The sequence below is a fragment of the Gelidibacter mesophilus DSM 14095 genome (genome assembly GCF_000423005.1).
Taxonomy (GTDB): Bacteria; Bacteroidota; Bacteroidia; order Flavobacteriales; family Flavobacteriaceae; genus Gelidibacter; species Gelidibacter mesophilus.
Genome location: NZ_AUHD01000011.1, coordinates 123,938 through 138,932, shown reverse-complemented (window position 1 = coordinate 138,932; position 14,995 = coordinate 123,938). Strand labels below are relative to the sequence as shown.

Annotated in this window: 13 protein-coding genes; 8 read left to right on the top strand and 5 right to left on the bottom strand. The window is 37.0% G+C overall.

What is annotated here, in order from left to right; all coding sequences use genetic code 11:
* The 4 genes from G525_RS0113600 to G525_RS0113585 all read right to left on the bottom strand — a co-directional run.
* Window positions 1-269: ISAon1 family transposase N-terminal region protein (locus tag G525_RS0113600; RefSeq protein ID WP_051209944.1), on the bottom strand; the 269-nt coding region annotated here is incomplete at its 3' end.
* A 101-nt stretch (window positions 270-370) separates the two neighbouring features.
* Window positions 371-1,150 (bottom strand): S1/P1 nuclease, encoded by a 780-nt coding sequence (locus G525_RS0113595; protein ID WP_027126658.1) that lies wholly within the window; start codon window positions 1,148-1,150, stop codon window positions 371-373.
* Between the two features lie 12 nt (window positions 1,151-1,162).
* Window positions 1,163-2,512 (bottom strand): DEAD/DEAH box helicase, encoded by a 1,350-nt coding sequence (locus G525_RS0113590; protein ID WP_027126657.1) that lies wholly within the window; start codon window positions 2,510-2,512, stop codon window positions 1,163-1,165.
* Window positions 2,513-2,628: 116 nt separating this feature from the next.
* Complete coding sequence (locus G525_RS0113585; RefSeq protein ID WP_027126656.1) at window positions 2,629-3,519, bottom strand: aldose 1-epimerase family protein; 891 nt, start codon at window positions 3,517-3,519, stop codon at window positions 2,629-2,631.
* 81 nt (window positions 3,520-3,600) lie between these two features.
* On the opposite strand from G525_RS0113585, the gene G525_RS0113580 reads away from it, so the two are divergent.
* From G525_RS0113580 to G525_RS0113560, 5 genes are read left to right on the top strand one after another with little or no spacing between them, the layout of a single operon-like run.
* Complete coding sequence (locus G525_RS0113580) at window positions 3,601-4,890, top strand: anthranilate synthase component I family protein (RefSeq protein ID WP_027126655.1); 1,290 nt, start codon at window positions 3,601-3,603, stop codon at window positions 4,888-4,890.
* A 26-nt stretch (window positions 4,891-4,916) separates the two neighbouring features.
* On the top strand, window positions 4,917-5,552 hold the full coding sequence (locus G525_RS0113575) for a hypothetical protein (RefSeq protein WP_027126654.1): 636 nt from the start codon (window positions 4,917-4,919) through the stop codon (window positions 5,550-5,552).
* Window positions 5,552-6,862 (top strand): tRNA lysidine(34) synthetase TilS, encoded by a 1,311-nt coding sequence (gene tilS / locus G525_RS0113570; RefSeq protein WP_027126653.1) that lies wholly within the window; start codon window positions 5,552-5,554, stop codon window positions 6,860-6,862. The genes G525_RS0113575 and tilS overlap by 1 nt, the downstream gene beginning before the upstream one ends.
* The gene (gene ade, locus G525_RS0113565; RefSeq protein ID WP_027126652.1) at window positions 6,863-8,482 is read left to right on the top strand and encodes an adenine deaminase; all 1,620 of its coding nucleotides are present in this window, start codon (window positions 6,863-6,865) and stop codon (window positions 8,480-8,482) included.
* Window positions 8,483-8,532: 50 nt separating this feature from the next.
* On the top strand, window positions 8,533-9,498 hold the full coding sequence (locus G525_RS0113560; RefSeq protein ID WP_027126651.1) for a YheT family hydrolase: 966 nt from the start codon (window positions 8,533-8,535) through the stop codon (window positions 9,496-9,498).
* Between the two features lie 240 nt (window positions 9,499-9,738).
* On the opposite strand, the gene G525_RS0113555 is transcribed toward G525_RS0113560, so the two are convergent.
* The gene (locus G525_RS0113555; RefSeq protein WP_027126650.1) at window positions 9,739-11,235 is read right to left on the bottom strand and encodes an SLC13 family permease; all 1,497 of its coding nucleotides are present in this window, start codon (window positions 11,233-11,235) and stop codon (window positions 9,739-9,741) included.
* A 317-nt stretch (window positions 11,236-11,552) separates the two neighbouring features.
* On the opposite strand from G525_RS0113555, the gene G525_RS22290 reads away from it, so the two are divergent.
* From G525_RS22290 to G525_RS0113530, 3 genes are all read left to right on the top strand, one after another.
* Complete coding sequence (locus G525_RS22290; protein WP_157491946.1) at window positions 11,553-11,714, top strand: hypothetical protein; 162 nt, start codon at window positions 11,553-11,555, stop codon at window positions 11,712-11,714.
* A 339-nt stretch (window positions 11,715-12,053) separates the two neighbouring features.
* Window positions 12,054-14,165 (top strand): MATE family efflux transporter, encoded by a 2,112-nt coding sequence (locus G525_RS0113535; RefSeq protein ID WP_157491945.1) that lies wholly within the window; start codon window positions 12,054-12,056, stop codon window positions 14,163-14,165.
* The gene (locus G525_RS0113530; protein WP_027126647.1) at window positions 14,152-14,976 is read left to right on the top strand and encodes a hypothetical protein; all 825 of its coding nucleotides are present in this window, start codon (window positions 14,152-14,154) and stop codon (window positions 14,974-14,976) included. The genes G525_RS0113535 and G525_RS0113530 overlap by 14 nt, the downstream gene beginning before the upstream one ends.
* The last annotated feature ends 19 nt before the right edge of the window (window positions 14,977-14,995 follow it).

Below are 14,995 nucleotides of genomic sequence, written 5' to 3'. Positions count from 1 at the left end.
TTATCCAGCCATCTGCGCCGTTTTACGTGTAGATATACCGTGTTTCCGCGCAATGGAAAATCCTGGATGGTTACTTCTTTGTGAAAACCATGTGCTATCAATACCCTGGAAGTCTGCTCTTTCGGTGGGGTGTTTCGCTCTTCAAAATAGAGATGCATTACTTCGCCGTTCTTGGTGTTCTTCACAAGGTCGAAGTGGTCAATCAAAAATTCAGGAAGAATCAATTTCAATAGGTCTAGATAGTTGTCCAAAGCTTGTTTTTTAAACAAAAATCAGAATTCTATTTCAATTCACACACAACTTTTGAGAATGATCCAAAAGAGCGCTCCAAAAAGAAGCGCTCTGTATAAATTTAATAAAATAGATGCTTTCAGAATAGGTCGTTCAATTCCTTGGCTAACCTAATACCTGCAATCTGCATTTGCGTACGTGCAATGTCCAAATATTTATAGGAGTATTCGTAACGGAGATTCTCATCTTTTTCCATAGAATCATAAATTACTCGAGTTAAATGTTGGGTATCATTCACCCAATCAATCACAGAACCACGCTGAAGTGCCTTAACTTCATTTTTCGGGATATAAGAAGCATTTTCTGCCAATTCGCTATAACTCATTCCGTATGTTTCAATCATTTGGCTGTCCCAAACCTTATGGAGATTGGATTCTCTAAAGTTCCATTTCACCTTAATATCGTTGCCGCCTTTATCTTCTTCTCTACCAATATGTAACGGCTGGTGTAGATCGCCTATCAAATGGATCAGCATTTTTAAGTAAAATGCTTTATCCTCATCTGAACTGTTTTCATCCTTAATGATCCTTTTACATTGCGCGATACCACTTACCAAATCTCCTTCCGGATTTTTTTTGGAATCTTCGTATTTTACATCCAGTGGCATATTGACATAATGCCAAATACTAAACTCCTTGAAGCGTTTATCTGATTTTATTTCATCTCCAAAAGTCGATACGAAAGCCAAGGACTGATGGTTCAATATTTTTTTAAGATGACGTTTAGTTTTGTTAGTTGTGTACTGGTCCGCAATGGCTCCAACCACACGATGCCCGGTTGCTCCCCATTTTTTGGCAGAGTAGCTATTTGAATTGACAAACAGCGCAGCAATTATTATAAGTAATGAAATTGATCTCATGATTTTAGAATACTATTTTTTCTTGTTTCGTTTATTATAGTTTTTATCACCTCTGGTTAAAGGTTTTTTATATTTTTTGACGATTTCCCTTCGGTAAGAACCTCCAAGATTCTCCTTTTTGTTTTTCTCTTTTTTCTCGTGAAAAGCAGGGCCCGCGGCATCTTCATCCCGTTTAATTGGATTATTACGCTCTTTATGTTGTGGACGCTCTTCTTCAATGAGCTCTGTGGAAATTTCTACGGATTCAGGAATTGCCATTAGTGGAATTTCCATTTGCATCAAATTTTCGATCTCAGTCACCCATTCTTGTTCGGCAGGGGTGGAAAAAAGCAAGGCTTGACCTTCACGTTCCGCACGACCTGTACGACCAATACGATGCATATAGTTTTCTGGAAAATGAGGGGTATCAAAATTAATGACGTGACTAATATGGTCAATATCCAGACCACGTGCCATGACATCCGTCGTAATCAGTAATCGATTGGTACCTTCTCTAAATTGTTCAATACTTCTCAACCTGTAATTTTGCGTTTTATTAGAGTGGATGACACAACTTTCATTTGGAAAAAGTGCTTCGATTTTATCGAACAACAAATCCGCCATTTTTTTGTAAGCCACAAAAATCAATACCTTATTAAAGCTCTCTTTATCACTGAGCAAATGCTCCAATAAATTTACTTTGGTATAAAAATTTGGGACATCATAGCGCTCTTGACTAATGTTTTCTAAGGGCGTTCCCGAAACCGCAATGGTTATTTTTTCTGGATTTATAAAAAAACCAGTAATCAATTCATCAATATCGTCAGTCATGGTGGCCGAAAACATGATGTTTTGACGACGCTCAGGCAGAATATCAAAAATATTTAAAAGTTGATGTCTAAAACCTAAATCGAGCATGACATCCACTTCGTCAATCACCATTTTTTGTATGGATTTTAAAGGCAAGACGTGGCTGACCGCCAAATCAAATAAACGACCTGGAGTGGCCACTACAATATCCAAGCCCTGAGCCACTGCTTGTCTCTGGGTATTGATATTGACCCCACCATAGACACCAAGCACTCTTACATTAATGTATTTGGTAAGCTTTTCAATTTCCTCTACCACTTGAACTACCAATTCGCGCGTTGGCACTAAAACCATCACTCGTGGATTTTCCTGTTTTGAAAATGGAAGATTCTTTAGGATGGGCAGCATATAGGCGTAGGTTTTGCCTGTACCAGTTTGCGCAATTCCCACCACATCTTTTCCAGAAGCTACAACGTTAAAGGCTTCTTCTTGAATGGGTGTTGGATCAGTAAACCCTAAATCGTCTAAGGCGTTATATAACGGGGTATTTAAATTTAGGTTTTTAAAGCTCAAAGTGTTTCGTGTTTTATTGTGTTACATAATATGGTGTGAATTGACATAAAAATCCAATGTTGTAGGCTTGATACTCAACTTTCTCCAAGGCCACAAAGTTAAAGCTAAAAATCAACTTATACTAGATGGTTTTCGTGTATTTCAATTGTGTAAGAAGCATGGTAGGTCTTGTCTTTACTTAAGGCCACAATGCCTTCTTTGTCTTTTAATATTTGGGTACTATTTTCAGAATCCGCTAAACCTTGCCAAGGTTCAATACACACAAAATTGGCGTTTGGTTTTGCCCAAATCCCTAAGAACGGAAAATCTTTAAACTCAAGCCTTAAAATTTCACCATGTGCTTTGCTCGTTAAGGTGACTTTATTAGATTTTAAATCCTTGAAAACAAGCGCATCCTTATCAAACAAATGGGCATGGAGCGGAATGGAGTTTGGCGATTTGAAAACAGCCTCTGTTTGGGAAGTAAACAAACCAGTTTTCAGATTAAGCAAATGCGTTGGTGAGGTTTCAGGTTGTTCAAGTTGTAAACTATAATCCTCATAAGTTTCATCTGGATATACAGGACATTTGAATGCAGGATGCCCACCCACTGAAAAATAAATGATTTTATCATCTGTATTATTCACAGTATAGGTGATTTTGATTTGATTTTCATGCAATTCATAAGTCACCAAATATTCAAATTCAAAAGGGTAATTTTCAAGTGTCTCTTTTGATGAACTCAATTTAAAACTTAAATGCTTGTCACTTTGGTCAACTATCGAAAAGTCATTACTGCGTCTGGCAAATCCATGCCTTGATAGGTGATAGGATTTATTTTCGAATATGAATATCCCATTTTTTAATTCACCAACAATAGGGAATAAATTGGGCGCATGGCCAGACCAAATTTCTGGATTACCATCCCACATAAATTCTAAGTTATTCTTGATGGCAGAAATTTTTTGCAATTCGGCACCGATAGGATGAATGGCAATTTTCAAAAGGGAATTCTTTAAACGAAACATGGTCTCAATATTTTTAACTAAAGTACAAAGTTCTTAATTAGTTTGTAGAATCTCATTAACTTTACTTCGGAAATTTGAACCTTGAGAACACAACATACCTTTACAATTAAATCAACCAATTTTAAGACCCAGCTTTTGCAATGGAGTCAGAAATTTGGGGAAGTAGTTTGGTTAGATTCTAATAATCATCAGCAAAATTACAGCGACTATGATGCCGTTTTGGCGGTAGATGCACTCACTTGTATCACAACGGATACTCATTTAGCATTTGATCAGCTGCAAGAATACCAAACGGTGACCGACGATTGGATTTTTGGTTATTTGACTTATGATTTGAAAAATGACCTTGAAAATTTACAATCCAACAATTTTGATGGCTTGAATTTTCCAGAACTCTTCTTTTTCCAACCTAAGAAAATCTTTCTTATTAAAGACGATAAAGTAGAAATGCACTATCTAAAAATGGTGGATGACGAAATTGACTCTGATTTAAAAGAAATAGATGAATTCACGAAAGATCAAAGGGTTTTAATTTCAGACAAAATAAATATAAAATTAAGAGTGACTAAAGATCATTATCTTGAAAAAGTGAATGCAATGCTGGCGCATATCCATAGAGGTGATATTTATGAAGCCAATTTTTGTCAAGAATTTTATGCTGAAAATGTAACTATTGATCCAATAGAAACGTATCAAAAACTAAATACCATCTCAAAGGCGCCATTCACCGCTTTTTTAAAGAACTATCAATACTTTGCGTTATCGGCATCTCCAGAACGTTATTTGAAGAAGAAAGACAATATCGTGATTTCACAACCTATTAAAGGCACTGCAAAACGCGCTTTAAACGGTGTAATAGATGCAAAATTAAAGGATGAACTCAAAATCAACTTGAAAGAACGTAGTGAAAATATTATGATTGTCGACTTGGTTCGAAATGACTTGTCTCATACCGCCATAAAAGGGAGTGTCAAGGTAGCCGAATTATGTGAAGTTTACACCTTTGAACAAGTGCACCAAATGATCTCAACCATCACCTCAAAAGTGGAGTCATCCATAACTCCTGTTTCTATTTTAAGATCCACTTTCCCCATGGGAAGCATGACGGGCGCACCGAAAATATCGGCCATGAAAATCATAGAAAATCTTGAAGATACCAAGCGTGGATTATATTCTGGAGCGATTGGGTATTTTAATCCGATGGGCGACTTCGATTTTAATGTGGTCATCAGAAGCATTCTATATAATGCCGCTAATAAATATGTCTCCTATTCTGTAGGGGGTGCCATAACTTCAAAAAGTGATCCTTTGGAAGAGTATGAAGAATGCCTCATAAAGGCGAAAGCTATGCGAGAAGTGCTTGAAAACTAATTATATAACTGAAATTATTTTAACCCATGAAAAATATCCTGCTGATACTGAGTGTTTTATGTCTTTTTTCATCTTGTAAGAAAGATGTCCAAATTCCTGAAAATTTTGATTATGGCAAAATTGAAAATGGAATTTATAGTAATGAATTTTTTAATTTCGACTTGTCATTTAATGAAGATTGGACTGTCCAGTCAAAAGATGAGATGCGTCAAATGAGTGAAAGCAGTCGAGATATTTTGGCTGGCGAGAATCAGAACTTAAAAAACAGTCTAAAGGCATCACAAGTAAATGTCGCTGATTTATTCACTATTTTTAAATTTCCTGTGGGTTCAGTTGAGAGTGGCAATGCATCATTTCTAATTAATGCAGAAAACCTTAAAGCGTTTCCAAAAGTGAGAACTCCCAAAGATTATATCGCAGCAGCACGTCAACTTCTGGATCAATCGTCCTTAGCTCTTAACTATAAAAAGGAACCTTATACTAAAAGTATTGGTGGAAAAGAATTTATGGGCATGGAAATATTCAACGAAAGCTATAACTTAACGCAGGAGTATTTTGTAACCTTACGCCATGGTTTTGCCATTTCAATAGTAGCTTCATACGATAATCCTGATGATCAGCAGGAACTCTACAAAATAATTGAGAGTATAAAATTTGACTAATGCTAGAATCCTTTCAAAAACATCTCGATGACCATTTGAACATGCTCCATGGCAGCCGTTTGCTTATCGCTATTTCAGGTGGGCTGGACAGTGTGGTTTTAACACATCTTTGTCATCAGTTAAAGTTGAAAGTGTCATTGGCCCATTGTAATTTTAATTTGAGAGCTGCTGAAAGTGACGCTGATGAGGCATTTGTGTTGGAGTTGGCCGATGAATTGGACTTGGATCTTTTTATAGAAAGTTTTGATACGGAAACTTATGCAAAAGAACACGGGATGTCCATTCAAATGGCCGCACGCGAATTGCGTTATAATTGGTTTTATGAATTGGCAGATCAGTTAAAGTTTGATTATATTCTAACCGCACACCATGCAGATGATAATCTTGAAACTTTTTTGATCAATCTCTCGCGAGGCACTGGTTTGGAAGGTTTGACCGGAATTCCTGAAGTGTCAGATAAAATGGTTCGTCCTTTGCTTCCTTTTTCAAGGGAGGGTTTAGAAATTTATGCCATTGGTAAACAGATGAAATGGCAAGAAGATAGTAGCAACGCGTCCACAAAATATCTCCGAAATAAACTGCGCCATGATATTATTCCAACCTTGAAACAAATGAACCCTCAGCTGCTTCGTAACTTTCAAACCACTATTTCCAACCTTCAGGACAGTCAAGATTTGGTAGAGGATAGGATCGTAGATGTTCAGAGAAAAGTTGTGGAAGTTGTAAATGATCAGATAAAATTAAATATCAAAAAACTGAAAAGACTTTCCAACCCCAAAGCCTATCTCTTTCATTTGCTCAAGGATTTTAATTTTACAGCTTGGAATGATGTCGTCAATTTATTGGCGGCCCAGTCAGGAAAACAAGTATTTTCTCCAACCCATAGATTGCTAAAAGATCGCGACTATTTGTTGTTGAGCGCATTGGATTCTACATCTGAAGAAGATCAAATTTCCATTCAACAAATAGACAAAGCAATTATAGCGCCTTTTGGAAGCCTGACTTTAGAAGCTGTTGATGCTATATCTGAACTCTCCCGAAGCATAGTTTATATAGATGCCAATCAATTGAACTTTCCTTTAACTCTTAGAAAATGGCAGACAGGCGATTTCTTTTACCCTTTAGGAATGAATGGAAAAAAGAAGTTGAGCAAATTTTTTAAGGACGAAAAATTCTCTTTAATTGATAAGGAAAACACCTGGATTCTTTTTTCCAATGACGATGTGGTTTGGGTTATTGGCAAACGTGGCGATAAGCGCTTTAAAGTTACCGAGAACACTACAAAAATTTTAAAAATAGAATTACACTAAATGAAATTACAAGGACAGATAGTCGACATAGAAAATAAACGAATTTTTAAAGGTGAAATTACCGTTGCAAATGGGAAAATCATCAATATCATTGATAAAGATCATGATGTCGATCACTATATTCTTCCAGGCTTCGTTGATGCGCACATCCATATAGAAAGTTCGATGTTGGTACCAAGTGAATTTGCGTATTTGGCGGTTAAACATGGCACGGTTGCCACTGTTTCAGATCCTCATGAAATCGCCAATGTCCTTGGTGTTGAAGGCGTTGAGTTTATGATAAAGAATGGTAAAGAAGTCCCTTTTAAATTCAATTTTGGAGCGCCGTCCTGCGTACCTGCAACCGAATTTGAATCTTCCGGTGCGGTCATCGATTCTGATGACATCAAAACGCTGCTTGAAAATCCAGAGATTAAATATTTGGCAGAATTAATGAATTATCCGGGCGTCCTGTTTGACGATGCAGAAGTCATGAAGAAAATGGCTTGGGCAAAACATTATAAGAAACCTATTGATGGTCATGCTCCAGGCGTATTGGGAGATGCTATTACAAAATACATCAATGCGGGCATCACCACTGATCATGAGTGTTTTACTTATGAAGAAGGCCTTGAAAAGCTTCAAAAAGGAATGAAAATTTTAATTCGAGAGGGAAGTGCTGCCAAAAATTTTGAAGCCCTGATCAATTTACTTCCTGAACATTATGAGCATATGATGTTTTGTAGTGACGACAAACATCCGGATGATCTATTGCTGCATCATATTAATAATCTTTGTGCACGAGCGGTAGCCAAGGGCATCGATATTTTCAAAATACTACAAGTGGCCTGCCTTAATCCCGTTAAACATTATGGTTTGGATGTTGGAACTTTAAAAATTGGTGATGCCGCTGATATGATTATGGTTGAAGATTTAAAAGCATTTAAAACCTTACAAACTTATATTGACGGACAATTGGTATTTGATAAGGGCACGTCTTTAATTAAAAAAATCCATTTTGAAAACCTCAATAATTTCAACACCTCCAAAAAAGAAACCTCAGATTTCAGATTTGAATCCGGTGCTAAGCGAATCCGTGTGATTGAGGCATTGGAAGGCCAATTGGTGACCAATGACATTATAGCAGATGCTATGATTGCAAATGGAAATTTGATCTCCAATGTCAAAACTGATATTTTAAAAATGACGGTAGTCAATCGGTATCAAAACCAAAAACCGGCTCTTGCGTTTATAAAGAATTTCGGACTCAAAACTGGTGCCATAGCCAGTTCTGTTGGTCACGATTCTCATAATATAATTGCAGTAGGTGCGTCAGACGTTGATATTTGCAGAGCAGTAAATTTGCTTATCAAAAACAAAGGAGGCATTTGCGCTGTTTCTGATTTAGAAGAAAACGTTTTGCCATTGCCTGTTGCAGGAATTATGAGCGATCAAGATGGAGAAACCGTAGGAAAACAATATGCTGAGTTGGACAAAATGGCCAAAAAATTGGGCAGTACCCTGAATGCACCCTATATGACCTTGTCATTTATGGCACTTTTAGTGATTCCTGCCTTAAAACTGAGCGATAAAGGTCTTTTCAATGGAAAGAATTTCAAATTTACTAATCTGGAAGTCTGATAAAAGCATCACATAAAATTTCTTATTCAACTTAAAAGCATATCTCTAACATGCCCATTCTCGATTCCACATTTAAAGCACGCTTTTTATTTCGTAAAGCTTTTGTCGCCACTGTATATTCAGGACTTTTCAGAAAAGTCAATTTAGAACAACGGCGTGAGCGATTGGAATTGCCTGATGGCGATTTTATCGATTTGGACTGGAGTTACGCCAAACGGAAATCTGATAAAGTCATAATTTTATTAAGCGGATTGGAAGGCCATGGGCAACGCCCTTATCTTACTGGGGCCGCCAAATTGTTCAATCAGAATGGTGTTGACGCCATCAGTGTCAATTTTAGAGGCTGTAGCGGTGAACCCAACCGTAAATATTATGCCTACCATTCTGGTGCTACGGAAGATCTGCACACGATTATCTTGCATGCCATTAAAGAAAAAAACTATGCTCAAATCTACTTTTTTGGGGTCAGTTTGGGCGGCAACCTAGCGTTGAAATATCTAGGAGAGCGTGACGATATACCGGCGGAAATTAAAGCATGCATTGGCATTTCTGTGCCCTGTAGTTTGCAACATTCCGCAAAGCAATTACATAGCTTAATCAATAAACCATTTCATGACCGATTTAAAAAAGGATTGGTAAATAGCCTCAGGATTAAGCAGAATAAATTCCCGGATGAAATATCTGTAGAGCAAGTGGATTCCATTAGGACTTTAAACGATTTTGACGAAATCTATACCTCAAGAGCCCACGGATTCAAAAACGCCCAGGACTATTACGAGCAAAGTAGCTGTCTTCAGTTCCTTCCCAATATTAAGATTCCTTCTTTAATTATTAATGCCCTCAATGATTCATTTTTAACTCCAGAGTGTTTTCCTGTTAAAGCGGCCAAAAATAATCCTCATCTTTATTTAGAAATGCCAAAATATGGTGGTCATGTGGGGTTCATACAACGTGGTGAATTTTATTATAATGAAAAACGAGCTTTAGAGTTCGTGCAGAAATTTGGAGCAAAATAAATTTTAAATTTTTCGCGGAGGCGCGGAATTTTTGTGTAGAATGCTTCGTATTGTTATTCATTGTGGAACTTTGTGTAAGCTTCGCTTATTATCGCAGAAACGCAGCGGAACAAATTATACACCTTTCTATTGATTGTTCTCTGTGTAACTCTTTGTTACAACTCCTAGTATTTAAAAGGTTGTTTTTCGCTGTCGTTAGTATTCTTTGTATCACCAATAAATCGTGAAAACCTGTTCAATCTATGTGCTCAGTGCTGCAGGAATAAACTCCCTCTTTAAAGCATTCGGAAAGCCTTCGACCGTCAAATCCCAAAGAATAGGCAATAAAAAATACACAAATAAAGTAAGAATGACAATTGAAATAATGTTCATTACAAAACCTTTACTTACCATATCAGGAATCCGTAAATACCCCGATCCAAAAACCACAGCGTTGGGAGGCGTTGCCACGGGTAACATAAATGCGCAAGATGCTGCTCCCGCCGCTGCAACCATCAAAACAAAGGGATGAATATCTACAATCACCGCCATGGGTGCCAAAACGGGTAACAACATTGCGGTTGTAGCGGTATTGGAAGTGATCTCCGTCAAGAAATTGACCGCTGCAATCAGCAATAGGAGTAAAAGAATGGTTGTCAAACCAACAAAAACGGTCATTTGATTGCCAATCCAGACTGCTAACCCACTAGATTCAAATCCGCTTGCAATCGCCAAGCCACCACCAAACAGCAAAAGAATTCCCCAAGGTAGTTTTAAGGCATCCTCCCAGGTCAGTAATGCCTGTTTTTTATCTTTTGAAGGAATGAGAAATAGCACAATGGCAAAGATGATGGCAATAATGGTATCATCCAATTTTGGAATTAATTTATCAAATAGAAAGGAACGGGTAATCCAAAAGAACGCTGTCGTTCCAAAAACAGCAGCTACAATTTTTTCTTCATAACTTATTTTACCGAGTAACTTTAATAAGCGCTTTATTTCCGTTTTGCCTCCCGGAAATTCCTTTTGTTCAAAACTAAAAGCAAATTTGGTTAAGTATTTCCAACAAATAAAGAGTAACACCACCGAAATAGGAAAACCAAACATAAACCATTGTAAAAATGTGATTTCATAATCATAGATATTCGAGACCACTCCTGCCAACACCAAGTTTGGAGGCGTGCCAATAAGGGTAGCAATGCCACCAATGGAAGCACTATAGGCGATGGCCAACATCAATGCTTTTCCAAACATAATAGTATCATTTTCAATCGTATTAGGATTGTCCTTGAGCTGGGTTATTATAGCAATCCCAATAGGTAACATCATGACAGCAGTTGCGGTATTGGAAATCCACATGCTCAAAAAAGCAGTGGCAATCATAAAACCAAGGATGATTTTCTTAATATCAGAACCAATAAAATTGATGATGTTTAGGGCAATCCGTTTGTGAAGATTCCATTTTTCGATAGCTATGGCAATAATAAATCCGCCTATATATAGAAAGATATATTTATGTCCAAAGGATGCCGTTGTAGTGTCCAGATCCAATCCGCCAGATAACGGAAAAAGCACAATGGGCAACAAGGCTGTCACTGCAATAGGAATTGCTTCAGTAATCCACCAAATGGCCACCCATGCTGTAGAGGCCAAGATGGCTCTAGCTTCGGTAGAAAGTCCCTCAGGCTTAAAAAATAATAGAATTAAGATAAAGGCCAATGGGCCTAAAAGAAAACCAATACGTTTAACGTTGCTCATATAGAATGGTTGATGCACCTAAGATAGGTTTTTTTAAAATTTGTCATGGAAATTTGAATAGTATTCTTGAAATGAACAGCGGTGGAGCTTATTTCTATTTTAAATTATTTTGCGCGCCTTTAAATGGAAATGGATAATTCTTATTTCAAATCGTCTTTAGAAGCTATCTTTTTGGAAAACAAGTCGGTAATCGCATAATAATTAAAGAGACAACACATTATCAACTGATTTTTTTGTAGCTTAGAACTATAGTTTCCCTATGCTTAATTAAAATTAATTCTTGATCCCCACAAGAGTACAAATTTTAAATACTAATTATGTTTCTAAAAAATATAGGAAAATTAGCACTTCGCTTTCTAGCTTTCGTCGACAAAATTATTTCCGCTTTTGGGAAATTTGGAAAGTCCTCATACTTAAGTCTTTTATTTCTTGGGATTATCCTGCTCTTGGTTCAGGCCATGGAGCAGGCCAATACGTGACTAGTAGATATGATAGAAAACGATACGTTCTCGTTAATCTGCTGTTTTATCCTCATCGCTGTTTTTGCGTCAGTGCTGTCCCATTATCCACGATATATTTATTATGCTGAAAATATTAATGACAGTCGTGACGACCACCAATGGTACGCCTACAAATAGTTTGGCTACGCAATTTTTATTTTTTCCAAAATCGATAGAAGCTATAAACAGGATTATAAAGCGAAATTTTTCAGGCACTTTTTGGGTTTGGTCATTTTTATAATTTGGCATTACTACATTTATCAGACATTTTATCCAAAATTGGTTTTTAGTGGTTTCCCCATAGGATTTATACAAGGCATGTCGCTTTTTTTTACGGTTATCCCTGCACTATTTTTAATTGTTCTGCTCGATAAATTTGATGACTATCAAGATAAACTAATTGATGTTGAAGATGATGCGGAAGAAGTAAAGTTTGTAAAAGCCGAAAAGAAGAAATTTGTCACACTTGGAGTCACAGCCCTTTTATTGAGTATTTGTATGGTTATAGTCTTTGCGATTGTCATGATGGTCAACTTAAATTTTAGCTATACCGGGTATTGGTGGCTTCAAGTGTTTACATTTTTACTTGCATTGATGTATATTTTATTCCGGGTGTTTAGGGTGCAAGTGATAACGGTGTATTATAAACTAAACGCATTGAGCAGTAGCGTGGGGTACTTGAGATATTATTTTGTAGTTGCCATTGTGGTTTTACTGTTTTTGATCAATAGTAATCTTGCGGTGTTCTACAATTGGAAACAGGCCAATGCCATGCTGATTTTACTGAGTTATTTATTTATTTTCTACTATATATTGGCATGTTTGGTAAAATATTATTTTATGCTGTCTATTTTCAAAACTCAGCAAACGGATTTAGAAAAAATCCCCTACGTTACAGATAAGAGTTACTTATACAATTCTGGAGTAAAACAGAAAAATAGACACCATCTGGTGCCCCTCACAGAACAAAGGAATTTTTCCCAACGCAGGCGCCTGATTGCCTCAGTGAGTACCATGTTGGTAATTGTGCTTGGAATAATATCCTTAAATTCAGAAAGTGCCATTCATGAGCTGAAAGTGTACCCGAAAGCAGGTCATGAAAAACTTCTAGAAATGGAAGCATTTAAAGTGAAACTCAGGGAACGCACGCATAAGCCGCTCTTTTTTGTAGCGGCACATGGGGGAGGTCTAAAGGCAAATATCTGGACGATGAAGGTGTTAAATGAAATTCAGATGAAGACTGACGCGAATTTCCTTAATCAGACCATCTCGTTTTCTGGAGCATCAGGAGGCATGATGGGGCTATCTCTATATTCCGTTTTGGTTGGCCAATACATGAATGATTACAATGCTATAGGAACTAAAATTGACGAAGTAGCCACTGAGAATTTTGCTTCAAAAGATCTGGCCTTGACCTTTGGTTTTGATGGATTTAGAAAATTTTTTCCTTTCAATAAAATGGGAGAATATAAAGACCGATCGTACTATGCGATGGTGACCTATCGAAATATATTAGAGAGCAAAACAGCGATGACCTTAGATTCCTTGTCCTTTAATGCCTATTGGAAAACACATATTTTTGACAATAAAAACCACTATTTCCCATCGTTGATAATCAATACTGCCAAAACGAATGGAAAACGAGGGGTTTTTTTCTCGATAAAATATCCAAAAGATTCCACCTTGTTTTATAACTCCGATAACTTATCCCAGCTGCATAACGGTTCCATTGCCTTTTATGAGGCGGTGTCGTCCACCAACAGGTTTCCGGCCCTCAGTCCCGCCGCAAAAATTAAAAACTATGGCCACTATATCGATGCTGGCGCCATTGACAATAGCGGACTGTTGAGTTCTATAGACTTGCACACTTATTTGCTTAAGGATTCCACATTGAATACTACCAAAAAAATCTTTGTTGAAATTGTTAATGGGCGTAACAATTATATATGGCACCTTATTCAAAAGTTTAAAAAAGAAAAGGACATTGCGCATTTTATAATTGAAGAAAGAGAACAGGATAATATTGTAGCCGATCTTAAAACAGGTTTAAATTTGGATAAAATACCGAATTATTTAAGTGATTTCTTGACGGATTGGAGCAAGGATCCTTTAGTGAGTTATATACCCATCTATCTGCCCTTTCAAATTGAGTTACAGGAGGTAGAAACGTTTTTGGGAGGTGATTTGACCGATGCTGATCAAATTATAGAGCTCAAATATTTTCTGGATCAGGAGAATGCAAAGGTCAAAAAGCAAATTAATGACAACGGTACTATCTGGCGAACCTATGAACCCACCTTGGCACGACATTTAAGCATAAGTACGATTACTTACTATGATCGTGTGATCCGAAGCAAGCTGATTACTGATCAGATTGAAGAGATACAAGCTGAATTAAAAACTATAACCACTAGCCATGAAATCAATTAATTCTATTAACGGAATTCCTTTGCATTACGCAAGATTGACCAATCACCCTTATGGCACGATTGGTGAACAACGCCATTTTTCAATAGATGATATTTTTTTAAAGGTTCTTGAAGATACGTTTGAAGAAGTTTTTAATCATTGTCCGCTAGGTCTTCCTGACGCCATCAACACGGCAGGGATATTTGTAGCGAAATCTGGACAGCATGCTCACGGTTGTGCTTTTGATTTGGATGCTATATTTTGGAAAGAAAAATCGTTGGTCACTTTAAACTTTGTGCACCAAAAACTGCTTTATCTAGGTATCGAATCCATACTTCGGAAGCATTTTGGAATTGTTTTAAACCATCTTTATCCGCATCATGCTGACCATTGGCATATGGACATGAGTGTCGCTGTAGATTATCACGAATCTTCAAAATCGGCTACCCTATACCTTCAGAGGGTACTGACGTATATTTATGGAAAGTCGGTGATAATCGATGGTATTTCTGGCCCACAAACAAGAGGGTCTATGAAGGAGGTTTTCAAAAGACTGAACATTTCTGAGCCAATCACTACAAAAGCTAATTATTTGAAGTTTTTGGATCTGACTGCTAAAATTGCATTTATCCTGAGTGAAGACAAAATAACGCCCCTTCAATTGCTGGCAAATTTAGAAGCAGTCATAAATACTTTGCCTGTGGTTAATAAGCAAGAAGTGAGTCAGGCCTTTAATTCCTTTGTAGATAATCATGACACCTCAAAGTGGATCAATACTATTAAAGACCGTCATGATTTGGAATCGCTTATAGATAGTGTATTGACATCTTAAAAAATAAATAATTTCAAAA